The organism is Spirosoma terrae, assembly GCF_010435915.1.
GTDB classification, from domain to species: domain Bacteria; phylum Bacteroidota; class Bacteroidia; order Cytophagales; family Spirosomataceae; genus Spirosoma; species Spirosoma terrae.
The window spans coordinates 275,183-292,499 of the sequence record NZ_JAAFZH010000001.1; the positions used below are offsets into that span (position 1 = coordinate 275,183).

Annotated in this window: 13 protein-coding genes and 1 tRNA gene; 5 read left to right on the forward strand and 9 right to left on the reverse strand. The window is 45.6% G+C overall.

The window, feature by feature from the left end; genetic code table 11:
* Nucleotides 1-61: 61 nt before the first annotated feature.
* From GK108_RS01225 to GK108_RS01235, 3 genes are all read left to right on the forward strand, one after another.
* Nucleotides 62-886 (forward strand): hypothetical protein, encoded by an 825-nt coding sequence (locus tag GK108_RS01225; RefSeq protein ID WP_163941560.1) that lies wholly within the window; start codon nt 62-64, stop codon nt 884-886.
* Between the two features lie 89 nt (nt 887-975).
* Nucleotides 976-1,932 carry a glycosyltransferase family 2 protein gene (locus GK108_RS01230; RefSeq protein WP_163941562.1) on the forward strand — a complete coding sequence of 319 codons (957 nt, stop codon included), beginning with the start codon at nt 976-978 and terminating at the stop codon, nt 1,930-1,932.
* 86 nt (nt 1,933-2,018) lie between these two features.
* A complete protein-coding gene (locus GK108_RS01235; protein ID WP_163943713.1) occupies nt 2,019-2,789 on the forward strand; it encodes a glycosyltransferase family 2 protein in 771 nt (256 codons plus the stop codon).
* Nucleotides 2,790-2,843: 54 nt separating this feature from the next.
* On the opposite strand, the gene GK108_RS01240 is transcribed toward GK108_RS01235, so the two are convergent.
* A complete protein-coding gene (locus GK108_RS01240; RefSeq protein ID WP_163941564.1) occupies nt 2,844-3,290 on the reverse strand; it encodes a hypothetical protein in 447 nt (148 codons plus the stop codon).
* 50 nt (nt 3,291-3,340) lie between these two features.
* On the opposite strand from GK108_RS01240, the gene GK108_RS01245 reads away from it, so the two are divergent.
* Complete coding sequence (locus tag GK108_RS01245) at nt 3,341-4,306, forward strand: YheT family hydrolase (RefSeq protein ID WP_163941567.1); 966 nt, start codon at nt 3,341-3,343, stop codon at nt 4,304-4,306.
* Between the two features lies 1 nt (nt 4,307).
* On the opposite strand, the gene GK108_RS01250 is transcribed toward GK108_RS01245, so the two are convergent.
* The 8 genes from GK108_RS01250 to GK108_RS01285 form a co-directional block, all read right to left on the reverse strand.
* Nucleotides 4,308-5,186: a MerR family transcriptional regulator gene (locus tag GK108_RS01250; RefSeq protein ID WP_163941570.1), complete on the reverse strand. Its 879-nt coding sequence runs from the start codon at nt 5,184-5,186 to the stop codon at nt 4,308-4,310.
* Nucleotides 5,187-5,696: 510 nt separating this feature from the next.
* Nucleotides 5,697-5,772: transfer RNA gene (locus GK108_RS01255), tRNA-His, on the reverse strand.
* Nucleotides 5,773-5,883: 111 nt separating this feature from the next.
* Nucleotides 5,884-6,498, reverse strand: a complete 615-nt coding sequence (locus tag GK108_RS01260; RefSeq protein ID WP_163941572.1) for a superoxide dismutase — start codon at nt 6,496-6,498, stop codon at nt 5,884-5,886.
* Nucleotides 6,499-6,555: 57 nt separating this feature from the next.
* The gene (locus GK108_RS01265; protein WP_163941575.1) at nt 6,556-6,993 is read right to left on the reverse strand and encodes a nucleoside deaminase; all 438 of its coding nucleotides are present in this window, start codon (nt 6,991-6,993) and stop codon (nt 6,556-6,558) included.
* 44 nt (nt 6,994-7,037) lie between these two features.
* A complete protein-coding gene (locus GK108_RS01270; protein WP_163941578.1) occupies nt 7,038-10,247 on the reverse strand; it encodes an Ig-like domain-containing protein in 3,210 nt (1,069 codons plus the stop codon).
* A gap of 164 nt (nt 10,248-10,411) precedes the next feature.
* The gene (locus tag GK108_RS01275) at nt 10,412-13,489 is read right to left on the reverse strand and encodes a glycoside hydrolase family 3 N-terminal domain-containing protein (RefSeq protein WP_163941581.1); all 3,078 of its coding nucleotides are present in this window, start codon (nt 13,487-13,489) and stop codon (nt 10,412-10,414) included.
* A gap of 425 nt (nt 13,490-13,914) precedes the next feature.
* Nucleotides 13,915-14,163 (reverse strand): hypothetical protein, encoded by a 249-nt coding sequence (locus GK108_RS01280; RefSeq protein WP_163941584.1) that lies wholly within the window; start codon nt 14,161-14,163, stop codon nt 13,915-13,917.
* Nucleotides 14,164-14,338: 175 nt separating this feature from the next.
* Nucleotides 14,339-15,163: a T9SS type A sorting domain-containing protein gene (locus GK108_RS01285; protein WP_163941586.1), complete on the reverse strand. Its 825-nt coding sequence runs from the start codon at nt 15,161-15,163 to the stop codon at nt 14,339-14,341.
* A 214-nt stretch (nt 15,164-15,377) separates the two neighbouring features.
* On the opposite strand from GK108_RS01285, the gene GK108_RS01290 reads away from it, so the two are divergent.
* Nucleotides 15,378-17,270 (forward strand): sensor histidine kinase, encoded by a 1,893-nt coding sequence (locus GK108_RS01290; protein ID WP_163941588.1) that lies wholly within the window; start codon nt 15,378-15,380, stop codon nt 17,268-17,270.
* The last annotated feature ends 47 nt before the right edge of the window (nt 17,271-17,317 follow it).

Genomic DNA, 17,317 nt, shown 5'->3' on the forward strand with positions numbered 1-17,317 from the left:
TGAATTTGTATTTTAGATAGATAGCAACCTATTTTGTATTGAATTCGTAAGCGAACTAGCCATGAAAGAAGTAGCAAAATATTTGATAAAAGTGGATGCCGAGTTCAAAGACGGCAAAATTGTTCCTGAAATTCCCTATGATGAAGTGATGCGGTTGGTTAATGAACCTAATATCGTCATCATTAAAACCGGCATTCCTCAGGAAACGCTGGCAAAGGTTATTGCTGGAACTCGTGATTGGGCGACTAAAACACCTTTAGCTGAAGGCCCTGACACGTTCGATAACAACCAGCACAAACAAAGGCTTCATATAGCTAAAATACAACAAGCTCCCCAGTTGTTCCACGATCATACGTTCGACGCTCTTCTGGATTTGGACGCTGAGTTCCAGCAGACCTTATTGAGCGTCTTCGATCCTATGCGGAATTTCTGGAATAGTTTAACCGGAAACAACGAAAGCTTTGGAATCCGTAAAGGAGAGCCTTATTTCCATCCGCAGGTTACTCATTATCCATTAGGCGGAAGCTTCTTCGGGCGGCACTGGCATCCGCTCAATCCACAAAAAGTAGGTGTAATTCTGGCGCTGAACCAATACGGAAAAGATTATACATCGGGCGGTACAGGCTACGTAATCAACGACCATATTGTGGAGACCGAAGGCTACCAGGATATGGGCGATATGATTCTGTTCCGATATGATCTGCCTCACTGGGTTAGTCCATCGAGCTTTGCTGATCGGTTTAGCTGGGAAGATCCGGCCGGACGTTGGGTATCTATCCTGCCTTTCTACAATCCATGGGGCACGCCCGCAGAAAAAGATGAGCCCCAAGGCTGGAAAACACATATTCAGGCGGCTAAATCGGCTACGTCAGAAGCAGCTGTTTAAATTACCTGTTCAGTTGTTTCCGGTCTTCAATGACTACTATATTCCCTGAAGACCGAAAACACTGAGCGCCCCCTGAAAAATTCTTATAAATGATTAAAGTCAGTGTCCTGATTATCACTTATAATCAGCATAAATTTATTCGCGCGGCTATCGATAGCGCGTTGGAGCAGAAGACAACGTTTCCCATAGAAATATTGGTGGGCGACGATTTTTCTTCCGACGGTACGCGTGAGATTATTCAGGAATACGAGCAAAAGCACCCTGGCTTAGTCATTGGCGTTTTACACCCACGTAATATGGGTAAAAACGGTGGTATCAATTTTCTGGAAACCCTGAAACTGGCAAAAGGAGAATATTATGCCTTGATGGATGGGGATGATTACTGGACTGACCCGCTTAAACTGCAAAAGCAGGCGGATATGTTAGATGCTCATCCTGATTATTCTACCGTTTTCAACAACGCGCTCATTATTTATGAAGATGGCTCGCCATCGCATTTGCTGAATGGTCCCGACATGAAGCCGTATTATACGGTTGATGATCTGATTGGTGATGATGAAATCTGGTTCATGGCAACGTCGAGTACCATGTACCGGAATAACATAAAAGAGTACCCGACCTGGTTCCGTGAATCATCTAGTGGCGATATTCCCCGACTGATCTTAAAGGCGAAACTCGGTAAAATTGGCTATATTCCAGACGTAATGTCGGTTTATCGTAAGAATCGGGGAGGAGCTAGTTTTGCTGATAATTATTACGACGAAACGTTCTTACGTAATCGGATTCAAATGTACAGCGATATCAATCGCGAACTGGATTACCAGTACGATCGTGTGCTACGTAGAAATATTGCCCGCTATTACCGGATGATGCTCGATTCAAAACAATACAAGCAAAGCTATTTTCGGCGGGCGCGGTTAGCAATGAAGTATCTTTACATGGGGAGGCCAGACTGGAATAAAACAAAAGACGTTATACGCGATTATATTATTCCAAAGCCATTGGCAAAATTATACAGTACAATTCGTCTGTTACCCCATCGGTAGTTTACTAGTGGCAGATCGATTAACTTGTTATTGACGAACAGCAAATACGAACTATAAGCTAACGGCGATTGACGTACAAAATTATGATGAAACTAAGCGTTGTCATTCCGGCCTATAATGAGGAAGAATCATTGCCGCCTACGTTGAGGGCTTTGTACCAGACACTGGCCAGGCATGGTATTCCTCACGAAATATGCGTAACAAACGATAACTCGAAAGATGGAACGCTAAAGGTCCTGCAGGATCTGGCTGCTAATGAAATTCCAACGCTGGTTTATTTTACAAACCCCGGCCCTAATGGGTTTGGCTATGCGGTTCGTTATGGCCTTGAACGCTTTACGGGCGACTGCGTTGCCGTTTTTATGGCCGATATGTCGGACGATCCAGAAGACCTTGTGAAGTTTTATAACAAAATGATGGAGACGAATACAGATGCTGTATTCGGGTCGCGCTGGGGAAAAGGCGGGAAAGTGATTGATTATCCACCACTTAAGAAATTTATTAACCGTATTGCTAACTTCATTGTGAAGATGGTAATGGGGATTAAGTACAACGATACGACTAACGCGTTCAAACTTTACAAGCGTGAAACTATAGAAGGAATAAAACCCTTTTTGTCTCCGCACTTTAATCTGACGGTTGAGTTACCATTGAAAGCAATTGTGCGGGGATACACGTTTGAAGTGGTTGCCAACAGCTGGACAAACCGGAAATATGGCGAGTCGAAACTGAAAATTAAAGAAATGGGTAGTCGTTATTTCTTTATTCTGATGTATTGCCTTATTGAAAAATACTTCTCACGCGGTGATTTCCGGAAAAAGTCAGCGGCACCAGCGGCTCAAACGGTGAGTAGATAAATCGATACCAGAGAATAGATTTTTAACTAAGCCAGGTTGCTCAGGTAGCCTGGCTTATTTTGTGATGAGCCCTTTTAGGCCAGGTATTTGGTAAACCGCCAGCGTCTGTACAACAGCCCAGCAGACACCGCTAATCAACATATATAGCAGTAGTTTACTACGTCCGGCCCGGAAAGAAACAGCAAGCGCGGTGCCACCGATCGGGGTTAAAATCAGTGGTGTTAGCAGCGCAATACCCAGTAAGCCAAAACGCTTCCAGACACGAATGGCGAAGCGGGTTCTGGTGGAAAACCGTTTGGGCGGTCGCTTTCGGTAGCGATCAATCAATGCCTGTAGGGCAGTTCCGGCATAGGTGACCACAATTACGGTAAACATCATGCCCATTACCGTACAGAGCGATGTTTCAAGCCATGACAGGCCCAACGTAGCGCCTGTTAGTGGTCCTCCGATAAATTTTATCGTGCTGGCAATAATGACCGAAATATATCTGGCGAAATGCATAATGAATGTCTCATGGAACAACGAGTTTAAAGTAATAGTTGTTCGTGAATATGCCATTACTTAAATCTGCATACCTGGGCGGCCCGGCTTATCTGTATAATGGCCATCTTCAGACAATTATACCCAGCCTTATACGCAAAGTGACCGACGTTGTATATGAACGAGAGCGTATAACGTTGCCAGACGGCGATTTTCTTGATCTGGACTGGATTGATCGCGGACAAAATCGCCTTGTCATTTTAACTCATGGACTGGAAGGCAACAGCAGTCGCCAGTATATTCTTGGAACGGCAAAGCTATTTTCCCAAGATGGTTATGACGTACTGGCCTGGAATTGCCGTTCCTGTAGTGGGGAGATGAATAGTCAGTTTCGTTTGTACAATCATGGAGAAATTGACGATATCGCTAGCGTAGTAGCTCATGCTTTACGTACTAAATCCTATGATGAGGTCGTACTTGTAGGCTATAGCATGGGCGGAAACATTATTCTCAAATACCTTGGCGTACACGGTAACGCTATTCCAGCGGCTATAAAGAAAGGTATTGCTATTTCGTCTCCAACCGATTTAGGGGCTAGCGCGTCGCTATTGGATTGGCCCACGAATCGTATTTATCGGAATCGGTTTATGAAAAAGCTGATTCGTAAGCTAAATCAGAAAGCAGAGCGTTTTCCTGGTCGGCTTGATATGGACAAATTAAAGGAAGTGAAGCGTTGGCGCGATTTTGACGACTTTTTCTCTGCGCCGGTAAATGGGTATCTGAATGCCGATGACTTTTATCAGCAAGCTTCTGCTATCAATTTTATGCCGGGAATTACAGTGCCGGTTTTGTTACTGAATGCGCAGAACGATCCATTGCTATCGTCCGAATGTTCACCAGACTGGTTGGCTAAAGCGCATAAAACTATTTATCTGGAAACCCCACCTACTGGCGGGCACGTCGGGTTTATGCTATCCCGCGATACCTATACGTATGCCGAAAGGCGGGCGCTGGCCTTTGCTCAGGGTACTATATAAGCTAGATACTGGCAATACGGATCAGATCGTCAATCTGATTGATAATGGTTGCATTATCAGGAATTGTTATATCCTGACCAATAACCTGATAGCCAGTTAGCAGTAAATGTGATTCTGGGAAGGCACGTACTAGCTGGTCAACGTAAGGCTGTACCTCGTGGTTAGACGGAACCGACGTTATAGACGTGAACAGATAGTCTGGTTTATGTAGGTTGTAGGCAAAAGCCAGTTCGTTGAACGGAAGGCTCTGACCCAGGTAAATTACTTTGTTGTAACGCGCCCGGATAACGTAGTTACTGAAGAGCAAATTGATTTCGTGCAGTTCACCTTCAGGTAAAAAAAGCATATACTTTTTACCCTCTGGCCGGTGCTTGTTGGCTTGACTATCGATTGCAACAATAAGCTTCTGTCGAATCAAATTTGAAATGAAATGCTCCTGAGCCGGGCCCACTGATCCCGTAACCCATAACGTACCAATTCTGTTAAGGAACGGAAAGATGATATGAATCATCGTATTCTCGAAGCCAAATTGCAGAATATTGGTACTCACAATTTTTTCAAAGCGTTCTTCGTCCAAATCAATCATTGACAGCGTAAGAGCGTGAATCTGGTCAGGGTAATTCTGCTGACGATCAGAGATCTTGACGACTTCACGATACATATCCTCTATGGACATTTTCGAGATTTCAGAGATCTTATAGCCGTGGTCTTTCAACAGGGAAATATTAAGGACCAGCTTTAAGTCCTGATCATCGTATGTGCGTATGTTTGTGTCTGTGCGTTTAGGCGTAATGATACTATAGCGCTGCTCCCATATCCGTAACGTATGGGCTTTTATACCCGAAAGCTGTTCTAAATCCTTAATTGAATAGCTACTCATGTTAATCAGATTTGTTGATTGCTTACAAAGAAGACAAGGGCGAAGCCTTGAGAAGGCTACTACCCTATACTTTCCATAGCCAGAAGGCATGGTTAGCAGAAGTCTTAATATAACAGGATATTAGTAGTTTTGTTTAACGTTGATATATAAAGTCTAAACAAACTAGACCTTATAATAAAGGAATCTTGCTGAGAGCTATTTGAGTAAATAGGTATACGAAGGTGATCTTATCAAATTAAACCTACGATTAAGACAGAATGATATTGCTGTATGAATAGGGGAAGGGTTAAAGATATATTTCATCTAGTCAGTAAAAAGACTGGTAGAAATTGAGATAAAGTAGCAGTGAGTGAGAACACAACTTTTAGAAATTTGTAACGAAAGCAGATCATTTTAAATCTGTTATGATCCGTGATTCATCCCAACTATTAAGAAAAACGGGCAGTCAACAGGAAAAATGGGATAGGGTATCAATAAAAAAGCCTCTCGGAAATCCAAGAGGCTTTACCAGGGTGAAAGACGGGGCTCGAACCCGCGACCTTCGGAACCACAATCCGACGCTCTAACCGACTGAGCTACATCCACCGTTTTGAGACTGCAAAGATAAAACTTACTGCTGAATTATACATGATGAGCTATATTTTTTTTGTACAAATACGAAAACTACAGCTCACCACGTATAATCCAGTTGCAGATATTACGCTTGTTTACCTTGCTGATAACGCTTTTCGGCAGCGTTCCAGTCAATTACATTAAAATAAGCGGAGATATATTCGGGGCGACGGTTCTGATATTTCAGATAGTAAGCGTGCTCCCAAACGTCAAGGCCAATAATTGGAAAACCCTTCACTTCAGCAATGTCCATCAATGGGTTATCCTGATTAGGGGTAGATGTTACCGCTACGTCGCCTTCTGGAGTAACAATAAGCCATGCCCAACCTGATCCGAATCGGGTTGTAGCTGCTTTTGTAAATTCTTCTTTGAATGCATCGTACGAGCCAAACTTTTTGTTGATAGCTTCAGCCAGTTCGCCTGTAGGCTGTCCACCGCCGTTACCAGAAATGGTGTTCCAGAATAACGTATGGTTATAGTGACCACCTCCATTGTTACGTACAGCAACCGGAGCCTGACTAATTGTTTTCAGCAATTCTTCAATAGACTTATTTTCCAGCTCTGTCCCAGCAATAGCGTTGTTAAGATTCGTAACATAAGCATTGTGGTGCTTATCATGGTGGATTTCCATGGTTTGCTTGTCTATGTTTGGTTCAAGCGAATCGCTAGGGTAGGGCAGTGGGTCTAATACAAAAGCCATTGGAATAAAGAGTTAAAATGGAAGTTCTTTCGGTTGGGTTAACAAGGCTATGGGAGTTTATGTTCTTAACCGTCGAAAAAACTTCGTTAATAATTCCTGACTTTCGTTCGCCAGGACACTCGTTTCGAGCCGGGTTTTGGGATGCAATATCGATGGTTGAATACGGCTATAACCCCGTTTTGGGTCAGAGGCTCCGACAACCAGACGACCAATCTGAGCCCAGAACAAAGCACCTGCACACATCACACACGGCTCTAACGTAACATACAGCGTACAGTCAGAAAGGTATTTTCCACCGAGATATTGGGTAGCCGCCGTAATGGCCAGAATTTCGGCGTGGGCCGTTACGTCGTTTAATTCTTCAGTTTGATTTCGGCCCTTTCCAATAATTCGATTTCGGCAGACCACAACGGCTCCGACTGGTATCTCCCCTGCTTCCGCTGCTTCTTCGGCAAGACTCAGGGCTATTTCCATAAAGTATTCGTCGGAGAACATAATCTAGGTATTCGCCAAAATAGAACTGGTCACTAGCAGCTCATTTATTGTTTAACAATTTTCCGGACAGACTGCCGATCACCGACCTGAACACGTAGTAAATAAAGGCCAGCTGGCTGACTGGTCAGGTCAATATCGGTCCGGTGGTTTCGGGTCGTTGTCTGATAGATCGGGATACCCTGTAAACTAATCAATGAGATTTCTGCCGGAGTTCGCCCTAAAGGTACATCAATATCGACAGCCAACGAATTGATTACTGGAACCGGATATATATGAATCAACGATTCCAGCGAATTATCTTCAATACCTAAAACGGCATTAACCGTCACCGTTGCAGAGCCAGAGGCTGTTCCAACCCCACAATCGTTACTGACGCTGGTTAACCTGTAGGCTATTGTACGGGCAGGCCGTGCTTCCAGAACATAAGGATTTGTTGTTGCTATGGCTGAGTAAGACCGAAGGCTATCTACATATGCTATTGTCCACGGTCCATCACCCATAAACGTAACTGTTAGGCTGGCTGGTGTTCCTTCGGCAATGGTTTGAGAGCCGGTGAGAGTAGCAATGGGTTTTGAACGGATTGTCAGAATAGTTGGACTCGTCGATCCAATTACACCGACATTAGGGTTGGATGCTTTTGCGCGAACGTAATATTGACCGCTGGTCAACGTACTGGACGTAGTAGCTGTAATTGGGCTAGACGTACCAGTTGTTTGGAGGTCATATTTTTTGGTTGTATCGGTAGTACTGATCAATTCGACGCTAAAAACATTGCCATTCATAAAAGTACCTGCTGTGGTGAAGGGAATAGACAGCGATGTTCCTGCGCATAAAGAACTGGTACTAAGTGCGCCAGTCGTAACGGTTGGCGTGTTTACGGTTATGACTGCCGTTGCCGGATTGCCTGGCAATCCAACTCCACAACTGTTGGTTACGCCCGTCACCTGATACGTAGTGTTTCCTCTGGGAAGTACGGATATAGTAGTATCTGCTTTATTCGATATGCCAGAATAACCACCTGTAATAGTATAACTGAATGGTGGATTGCCCGTGAAGGTTAAACGGAGAGGGGTTGACTGGCCAAGATTAACATTGGCAGAACCTGTCAGTGACAAGGTGGGAATTGCATTGACAATAACCCGGATGGCCGACCGTGCGCTGTAACAGCCGCTTGCATTTACCTGATATACGTAATAAATATCGCCCCCTGGCTGAACATTAACGTTGAGTGTAGGAGGTACGGGTGTAAGCGTCGTGTCTCGCCCATAGGGGTCAACCCAACGTAACGTGCTACCAGCATCGCCAACCGCTTCTAAAGGAGCCGCTTTTTCATCGACACAATAGGAAACAGTGGGCTTAGGTGTTGCTGGGGCCGGAATTGTTTTTACCGTAACCTGAAGGGTGGCCTTAGGGCTCTCACATGAATTGACGGTTTGGGTTACCTGGAAACTAAACGTACCGGTCTGGGAGACGGGCGGAGTAGGCGCATTGGTGTATGGATTGCCATCGGAGGCATACCACCGAAGATTTTGGCCAACGGCCGTTAATGGTGGAATGTTTTGGCCCGGCTGCTCTTTCTGAATCTGGCAATAGCTTAGATTCGAAACACTGGGTGCGGCTGGTAGTGGGTTTACGGTGGCCACTATACCAATACGAGGACTTTCGCAGCCACCAACGTTCTGGCTAACGTAATATGTAGTGGAACCAGCAGTCGTCACTGGAGGAGTTGGCGCGTTGGTGGAAGCTGTTCCGCCAGTTGCGTTAGTTCCATACCAATTTAACGTACCGCCTGTAGCGGCCGTAGCTCGTAATGGATTAGCGGGCTGGCTTTGGCAATAAAGAATCGGGCTGGAAACCGTTGGCGTAGTCGGGTTCGCTTTTACCAGAACTGGAATCATAGCGCGGGCACTTTCGCAACTACCAACACTTTGACTGACGTAGTAACCAACAGTTCCAACAGAGGCTGCTGTCGGTGTTGGCGCATTGGTCGATGCTGTTCCGCCTGTTGCGTTGGTCCCGTACCAGTTCAATTTGCCACCTGTTGATGCTGTTGCTAGTAAAGGCTGTGTTGGTGAATTTTGGCAATAGCTTACTGATGAGGGGACAGAGGGAAGTGCTGGGAGGGAAGTAACTGTCATGGCAATGGCGACTCGTGGACTTTCGCAACTACCCATAAACTGACTGACGTAGTACGTTCCACTCGCCTGATTATTAGGTACGGTAGCAGCGGTTGTATAATTTCCTCCTGCTGCACTGGTACCCCACCAACGTAACACCGCTCCACTGGTTGCCGTTGCTGCTAGCGGAGCGGCCGTAGTACCCTGGCAGATAGACGGTGGTATTGCTACTTTAGGTGGATCTGGAAGACTATTTACCGTCACAATAACCGATGCTCGTGGACTCTCGCAACTACCTATGCTTTGACTGACGTAATAAGCAGTAGATGATGCCCGGGTAGTAGGAGGAGTAGGCGCAACCGTCGATGCTGCTCCACCTACTGGTCCTGTATACCAGTTTAATGTTGCTCCCGATGTGGCTGTAGCCGATAACGGAATCGCTGACTCCCCTAAGCAATAGGCCTTGCTACTTGTCAGCGGGGCGGTAGGTTTGTCCCGTACAATCACCTGGATAGTCGCTTTGCTACTCATACAGCCATTAACCGTCTGACTAACGTAGTACAATGTACCAGCCGTCGCTTGTCTGGTATCAGGAACAGTAGCCGTAGAAGTCGGTGTGCCATTAGGGTTGGTCCCGTACCAATTCAACGTACCTCCCGCGGTCGTTGTGGCAATGAGTGGTTTGGCTGTATCGCCTTTACAATAAGGAGCAGGAACGGTTACTGTTGGCTGACTGGGAGGAGCGTTGAGAAAAACGGATTGGCTGTTGGTACTGGTTCTTGAGGGCGTGCTTGAAATTACTCTGATTTTATAGTTACTACTGGCTACTAGTGTCGATGGAATAGTGGCCGTAATGGTATTGGTCGCTGCTGTTTGTGGAGAAACTCTTAGTGTACCTATGGTAAGAGTTGTACCCGAAAAAACGCCATTTGCGTCGGAGAGTTGGGCTGTAAACGTATTGCCTGCCGTAAATGCACCCGTTGTCGAAAAAGGAACAAAGAAACTACCGCCCATACCAGCACAAATAGAGTTGGACGATAAGGCACTGACTGTGATTGTCTGTGCAAAGCTGACTTTGGAAAGCCCCAAAGCACCCAAACAGATGCAGAACGATAAATAAAGGAGACGTCCATTCATAGCATTTAATGGAATGTGACTGTGGTGGCTAAATTTAACCAATTACATGATTAGGATAAAGATGGTATGGTGGTAGCTATTTCCCGGCAAATAGATACTTGCTAACAATAAAAATGCCACTTTTTACAGTGGCATTTTTATTCTATCGTCTAGCACTAGATGGCCTATTCTTTTTCAATAGCGCTGTAAATCATTTCATGAATCCGACGGCGGAGCTTAGTTGTATTGATCGAATTGTTGCCAGCCGTAGGATATATTCGATTCGATAGGAAGACAAAAACCAGTTCCTGATCTGGATCGACCCAAACGACATTTCCAGTGAAACCCGTGTGCCCAAAGGAACGTGGCGAGGCTTGAGAAGCTAAATAAACACTACTATTGCTCTCTGCATTAGGCTTGTCCCAGCCCAACGCCCGGTGACTACGGTTGCTAAGCGTCTGAGTGAAGTAGGGAACTGTCATTGGTTGCAAAATACGTTGGTCACCATAGATTCCTTTTTGCAAATTCATCTGAAGCAACGTAGCAATATCTCGGGCATTGCCGAACAGGCCCGCGTGGCCCGATATGCCTCCCTGCACGGCTGCCATCTGGTCATGGACGGTACCTACGAGTAGCTGGTTTCGGTAATACGTATCCTGCTCAGTGGGAGCACAGTGCGGATTAGGTAAGCGTTGTAATGGTGTAAAGCCAAGTTGATGAAGGCCCAGAGGCTTGTATACATTGTCTGTGACAAATACGTCAAGCGGTTGTTTGCTGACTCGCTCAACAATTTTTTGCAGCATGAGGAAGTTCAAATCGCTGTACAGATACGCTGGTTTTCCAGATTCATCCATCTTTCGCGTCATAGGTGATTGGATAACCCATTTCCATACCGAATCTTTAATAGCAGGAGTGGCCCAGAGCGTTGGCGCTATTTGGAGTGTGTGTAACGTATCGCGTGTTGCACTATAATATTCAGCTTTTAGTCCTCCCCCCGGCTTTCTGGTTTTATCCCAAGTGGTTGGATAAAAAGAAACCATACCGGACTGATGCCACAGTAAATCCTGAATAATAATGTTTTGTTTGTTCGTACCTTTTAATTCGGGGAGGTAGAAAGACGCTTTTTGCGCTAAATCGACCTGCTTCCGATCGTGAAGAACCATTACGCTCTGTAAGGTAGCCAGCACTTTGGTTAGTGAGGCCAGGTCGTATAAAGTTTCGTCGGTTACTTTTTCGGCGCCTGCGCTGTAGGTGAGAGCACCAAAGTTTTTGCTGTAAACAATTTTACCTTTTCTCGCTACCAGAATTTCGCAGCCCGGAACGACTTTGTCACGAACGGCTCCTTGAGCAATGGCGTCAATTTTGGCCAGTACTGCCGTTTTCATGCCTACGCTTTCCGGTGATCCTGCTGATAGGCGGCCTTCTGGGGCTACCGATTCACCCATTCCAACCTTCAGATCACCAATAGAAACGGGCAGCATACCGTTTGAGCCCAGGCCACCAAATAAAACCTGAGGAACAACCCGCTGCATTTCGTCCAATTCCTGGTAAGCGCAAATTAAACCATCAGTATCGGCAAACTGGGTTAAACTGTAAGGTGATCCAAAGACTGTAACAATTACTTTGGCTCCGCGCTGTTTCAATCGATTCACAAGGTCCAGCGAGGTTTTTGTGATACCAAATTTCCGATAAGCCGATTCACTCATTTTGTGGAAACTGACCACCACCGTATTGGCCGTACTGACCTGGGTTAGTACATCATTCAACTCAGCCTCCGAAACCATCTTGTTGGAATAGGAAAGCGTCTGAAAAGGGGCGTATTGGTTAAGCGTCTTCTGGAAAATATTATCGGATTCAGCTCCTATCGCAATAGACGCCAGCCGAAGCGTGTCTAAATTGCCCAAAGGCAGGATATTATCCCGATTGTTCAGTACAGTTACTGATTTTTCGCAAAGCTCTTGTCGGAGTAATTGGGCCTCAGGCGAATTAAGGTCGCCAGCCAAACCATTCATATTGATGGGTTTGTACTTATTAAGACCTGCCCAATATTTGGCACGTAGTATTTTCTTTACTTTCTCGTCAATGAATTCCTGCGAAATAACACCTTGCTGAATGGCGTTCAGGATGTTTTGCATGGCTTCCCGTACATTCTCTGGATACAGTAAAATGTCGTTTCCGGCCATTAAAGCCCGCAGATTGACATCCATCGCCTTGGGCGAGCGACTAATGCCTCCCATATTGAGTGCATCGGTAAATACTAGACCGCGAAAGCCTAGTTCTTTCTTCAGTAACTCAGTAACAATCTTTTCGGATAACGTAGCAGCCAGCGCAGGGGTATTATCAATTACTGGTACGTGGAGGTGGCCAGTTACAACACCCATCAAACTATCTGCAATCAGCTTACGGAATGGATATAGATCAATTTCGCGCATTTGCTCTGAAGAGCGGCTGACCGTTGGGAGTGTATGATGAGAATCCGCGTTGGTGTCGCCATGACCCGGAAAGTGCTTGGCTGTTGCTATGACGTGTGTCTGCTGAAGGCCACGCATATAAGCCGACGCTTTCAAGGCTACATTTTCTTTCGATTCGCCAAACGAGCGGACGCCGATAACCGGATTCGCAGGGTTACTATTAATATCTGATACGGGAGCGAAATTGATATGAATTCCTAAACGTTGACACTGCCGACCTATTTCGGCGCCCATCCGATAAATCAGCTCATTGTCCCGAATAGCGCCCAGGGCCATTTGTTTCGGGAAATCCATTGCGCTGTCCAGGCGCATACCAAGCCCCCATTCACCATCGATGCCAATGAGGAGCGGCACTTTTGATAACGCCTGATACCGGTTGGTTAAAGCCGCCTGCCGATAGGGGCCACCCTGAAAGAAAATGAGACCACCGATATGGTTGCTCTGAATCAGGTGCGAAATATATTGATAGTGGTTTTCATGGCGATTCGAGAATGTCGCCACCATAAAAAACTGACCAATTTTTTGCTCAGCAGTGAGTGTCTGGAATACGCTGTCTACCCATCGTTGGCCACTATCGGGCAACGCAAATACTTCGACCGGTTGGGCCGGAGCATAGGTGCGTGAGACAGGCGCGTGCGTAATAACGCGCTTGACTTTTGCTTTATGAGCTTTGGCCGACGGAGCAAGTCGGGTCCATAAATTTCGTCCTGGCTTCGTTAAGCCAAACGCAGTCAACAAACTGACGGACAGCAAACCGATTAGTAGAATCGGCCGTACAATGTTGTTCCGCATGGGTACTCAATTGGGTAAATGGTACAGTCGGCTATCGGTGGTAAGCGCCAAACTATAAAAGTAGCCAAACCCTATCGAAAACAATAGCGCTTATTGAAATTATCTAAATTTTTAACGAAATAATATAGGGTAATTGTTTCCCATCCTGGATTAATACAAAATTAAAAATTGGAATGGTAATGCCAGATGGATGAGTAACGTAACAAATACGTTGATAATCAGCAGGCAAACTTTATACCATGCGTTTGCTTTTTCGGCCGTATTCAGGAGAGAAGGCGCGAATAATCTCGTCTGGAAGTGGAGAGGTGCTTCTATCTAAGCAACATCAAAAGGGCTCTATTAAAAGCCGGAGCCTTGCTTTTACTGGCAAGGTGAGGAGGAGAAAAAGAATAGTGAGAAGAAACCCGTTAGGAGTTTTCCAGGTATTAATAAGCCCGTGATGGACTCACACTGGCAAGAGCCTCTATTAGTCGTTTGCTTAATTCGGCTTTATCAACCTGCACAATTGATTGCCAGCAAGAAGCCGTTGATGACAACTTGGGTTTGTTTAATAACGCCGATGCTTTAGCACGCATTTGCTTACGAGCAGCAAAGATGTTGTGCGGATGGCCCATGCTCAAAGCCTGTCCGCTAAATCCTAGCAATAATGTTCCGGCAATCAGTAAGGTTTTCATCGATTTGTTGTTTCTAATTGATAACACAAAGATATAGGCTTTGTTGGGTATCTTGCAATACATAGTACTAAATTTTTGCAAATATTTTTCAAAGGAAGACCAAAATGCTTTATAAGTAAACAAAATATGGGAAATTACTTATAAAACAAGATGTCTTCCTTTGAAAAGCTAATGCCTAATCAATCACGATGCGTTTTACGGCGCCATCTTCGTTCTGAGTGACAGTAATGAAATAAGTACCTTTTGAGTTTTTGCCTAAGTCGATTTGACCAACAAACTCACCAGAGAAGTCCTTTATTTCCCGCTTTGCCACTTCTTTGCCTTTTGTGTTCGTCACAATAATGCTGATATCACCTTTAGTAGGTGCTGTGAAGCGAACATTGAGTTGTTCGTGGTCTGGGTTGTTCGGGAAGGCTTCCAAACCGCGAATGGTCGATGGTTTGCTGCTAACGTTACGTGACCAGTCTTCGAAGGGTCGGGCAAACTGACGCTCCCAATCGAGAGGCATCTGAAATTTAAATCGATTCAGGCGGTCGGCCAGCGAATCGGTGCCGCGCCGAAATTCATAACGCCAGGTTTGGCCATCCCAATTCCAAGGGTCGTTGGAGTGGCGGGGTAATTTGCCTCGTTGTACATACAGATCGCCTGGTGATTTTTTTAGCCGTGGAGCAATACGTTCTTTCCGAGCGATACGTTCCCCATCATTGTCGTCCACGATGATGGTCATCTGACGTCTACCACCCTTGTCTTTTCGAGCTGCCTTTAACGAATCAACAAGCTCCATAACCAGTTTATCACGTTCTGGGTCGGTCAACCCATTAACATGATACGTACGTTCGGTTTCACGAACCTCATCGCCGTTACGTTCAATAATCCGAACATTAATTTCCTCTCCTTTAGCAGGTTTTGTGGCTTTCTGTGCATTAACAATGCCACTTAAGCTACCAGCGATAAACAAAGCCGGAACGAACCGACATAGCAGAATTACTGTTTTTTTCATAGTACAAAACGTTAATGGATTGACTAATGGGGTGTGCTGAAAGCCATTGAGGCTCGGGCTGTTAAAGTTTGTTAAAGGCTCAATGACTGCCTGCTGCTGTTCGTACTTTTACGGATAGCCCAATCAAAATTGACCGTATTGAGGTTAATTCTGATTAGATTGTTTTACACATAGATGAAAAAAAAGGCCTAAGGTTGCATAAAGGCCGAAAAAAATGTCGACACAGCGAATTCGATGGATTGTCGTGTTAATGGCAGTAGGATTGTTGGGACTTGTTGGTCTCCAATCGTACTGGATTAGTAGTGCCTTGCATTTACAGAAAGAACAGTTCGATTATAAGGTTACTGATGCGTTGCAGGAGGTGGTTCGAACGTTGGAGCGCCAGGAGATTATGTACCTGACTAAGCAGCGGATTCAGGCTCATGAGCATCAGGGAAAGCTGATGGCTATTGGTAAAAAGGAAGCTCAGGCAGCTCCGGTAACCAAATTGCCCGAGGAAAAAACCAAACAACGGGTTGCTTCTCACGAAAACACGAAGCCAGCTTTACCAGAACAAACGCATAAATCCGATCCAAATCGGATCGCCTACGGTACGGCTCCGGCGGGGGCGGTAGTTGTTCAGTCCGACGTATTACATCCGGTCGCTCATCCGCTTTCGCCGGAACAGATGGCGGTTGTTGAAGAATTTTTCCGTCAGCAGGATGAACTGATGGCCGTGGGCGACTGGCAGGCACAATTAGCTCAACAGCAGCAATTCAATCAGTGGGTTGATCAGATACTGATTAACGAACTAAATCAGATCAACGGGCAGGTAGCAGCTTCTCGTCGGCAGGATTCGCTGGCACAACTAAAACGAGTCAGGAATAAGCTAAAGGAGGCCGCCCGCCAACGTAAGTTACAGCAGGCTAATCAGGAGTCTGTCAACGAAGAGCGAGTGGCTACTGTTCCTGCTGGACTCAACGCTCAGAAAGCAGGCGAACAGTCGAAAATGATTAAAGAAGTGTTGAAAGGGCTGCTATTTTCTGATCGCCCAATCGAAGATCGGATAAATCGGCTTGCCCTCGATACGCTGTTAAGGCAGTCTCTACAGGAGCGGGGAATCAGCATACCGTTTGCTTTTGGGGTTCGCACTAAATCGCAGCCTGCTTTTCTTTTCACGTCAATGGGGATGAATTCTCAGACGTTTAGTGAAGGCGGCTACAAAGCAGCCTTGTTTCCGAATAATATGATGGAAACGGGTAACTATGTGTACATCTATTTTCCAACGCAACGGCAATTCATTCTGAGTCAGTTATGGTTTACGTTTGGGGCATCGGCGGTATTGATCCTGGTTATCTTGGCCTGTTTTTATATTGCCATCAGTACCATCGTTCGGCAGAAAAAACTAGCTGATATTAAGAACGACTTTATTAATAATATGACTCACGAGTTTAAGACCCCTATTTCTACCATCTCGTTAGCCGTAGAAATGGCGCAGGAACAGGTGAGTCATCCTGTGTTGGGTTCAGACGAGTCATCGATCAACGAGCGACTTTCGCGTTACATGGGTATTATTCGCGATGAAACCCGTCGTCTGGGATCACACGTGGAAAAAGTGCTGCAGATGGCTTTGCTTGATCGAGGGGAGATAAAACTCAAGCTGTCGTCGGTCAATGTGCACGATGTTATTGAAAAAGTGCTGAATAATATGAGCTTACAAATCGAGCAGCGAGAAGGAGAGCTCGATCTGGAGTTTGATGCTGATCGGGAAGTAGTGGAGGCCGATGAGGTTCACCTGACCAATATTGTGTATAACTTACTGGACAATGCGCTTAAATACTCACCCGAGAAGCCACATATAACCCTTGTTACCCGTAGTTTACCGGAAGGAGTTAGCATAAGCGTTTCGGACGAGGGGCTCGGCATGACGAAAGAGCAGATTAATCGGATTTTTGAAAAATTCTATCGCGTTCCGACTGGCAACCGTCACGATGTAAAAGGCTTCGGTCTAGGACTAAGCTATGTCAAGAAAATGATCGAGGAACATCACGGCCAGATTACTGTGGAGAGCCAGCCGGGTAAAGGCAGTACATTTGACGTGATTTTGCCCTATAAGCAGGAGGTATAACGTAGTGTTTCTCAACGTTACGTCCTACATCATACACCCTATCTATT

What these genes read in the sequence shown, in the direction of transcription:
- GK108_RS01225 (WP_163941560.1), top strand. Translation starts at nt 62, where the DNA reads ATGAAAGAAGTAGCAAAATATTTGATAAAAGTGGATGCCGAGTTCAAA.
- GK108_RS01230 (WP_163941562.1), top strand. Translation starts at nt 976, where the DNA reads ATGATTAAAGTCAGTGTCCTGATTATCACTTATAATCAGCATAAATTT.
- GK108_RS01235 (WP_163943713.1), top strand. Translation starts at nt 2,019, where the DNA reads ATGAAACTAAGCGTTGTCATTCCGGCCTATAATGAGGAAGAATCATTG.
- GK108_RS01240 (WP_163941564.1), bottom strand. Translation starts at nt 3,290, where the DNA reads ATGCATTTCGCCAGATATATTTCGGTCATTATTGCCAGCACGATAAAA.
- GK108_RS01245 (WP_163941567.1), top strand. Translation starts at nt 3,341, where the DNA reads ATGCCATTACTTAAATCTGCATACCTGGGCGGCCCGGCTTATCTGTAT.
- GK108_RS01250 (WP_163941570.1), bottom strand. Translation starts at nt 5,186, where the DNA reads ATGAGTAGCTATTCAATTAAGGATTTAGAACAGCTTTCGGGTATAAAA.
- GK108_RS01260 (WP_163941572.1), bottom strand. Translation starts at nt 6,498, where the DNA reads ATGGCTTTTGTATTAGACCCACTGCCCTACCCTAGCGATTCGCTTGAA.
- GK108_RS01265 (WP_163941575.1), bottom strand. Translation starts at nt 6,993, where the DNA reads ATGTTCTCCGACGAATACTTTATGGAAATAGCCCTGAGTCTTGCCGAA.
- GK108_RS01270 (WP_163941578.1), bottom strand. Translation starts at nt 10,247, where the DNA reads ATGAATGGACGTCTCCTTTATTTATCGTTCTGCATCTGTTTGGGTGCT.
- GK108_RS01275 (WP_163941581.1), bottom strand. Translation starts at nt 13,489, where the DNA reads ATGCGGAACAACATTGTACGGCCGATTCTACTAATCGGTTTGCTGTCC.
- GK108_RS01280 (WP_163941584.1), bottom strand. Translation starts at nt 14,163, where the DNA reads ATGAAAACCTTACTGATTGCCGGAACATTATTGCTAGGATTTAGCGGA.
- GK108_RS01285 (WP_163941586.1), bottom strand. Translation starts at nt 15,163, where the DNA reads ATGAAAAAAACAGTAATTCTGCTATGTCGGTTCGTTCCGGCTTTGTTT.
- GK108_RS01290 (WP_163941588.1), top strand. Translation starts at nt 15,378, where the DNA reads ATGTCGACACAGCGAATTCGATGGATTGTCGTGTTAATGGCAGTAGGA.